The organism is Vibrio sp. Y176 (assembly GCF_033438945.1).
The window spans coordinates 1-571 of sequence record NZ_JAWOQS010000908.1 but is presented as its reverse complement, the minus strand read 5'-3'; the positions used below and the strand labels follow the sequence as shown (position 1 = coordinate 571).

Here is a 571-nt window from a genome sequence, read left to right as displayed (position 1 = left end):
CGCGTAACCAGTATTCATTGAACGCTTGAATACGATGACGTTTTTCGCGTTCCACACTTCCAATACAGGCATGCCAGCAATAGGACTGTTCGGATCTTCTAGCGCTGCTGGGTTTACAGTGTCGTTCGCACCAATAACCAGAACCGTATCTGTTTCTGAGAAATCATCATTGATTTCGTCCATCTCCAGAACGATGTCGTATGGTACTTTCGCTTCTGCAAGTAGCACGTTCATGTGACCAGGCAGACGACCCGCGACAGGGTGAATACCAAAACGAACTTCAATACCTTGTGAACGAAGTGCATCAGTAATTTCATGCACCGGGTACTGCGCTTGCGCTACTGCCATGCCGTATCCCGGAGTGATGATTACTGACTTCGAGTTTTTCAGCATTTCAGCCACTTCTTCAGCAGTGGTTTCACGGTGTTCGCCCTGCTCTTCATCACTTGAAATGATAATCTCTTGACCAAAACCACCGGCAATAACACTGATAAACGAGCGGTTCATCGCTTTACACATGATGTATGACAGAATTGCACCTGAAGAACCAACCAAAGCACCTGTTACGATC

General features: G+C 46.8%; 1 protein-coding gene. It reads right to left on the bottom strand.

From position 1 onward, the window contains the following. Nucleotides 1-571: NAD(P)(+) transhydrogenase (Re/Si-specific) subunit beta (locus R7O13_RS29355; RefSeq protein WP_318305523.1), on the bottom strand; the 571-nt coding region annotated here is incomplete at both ends.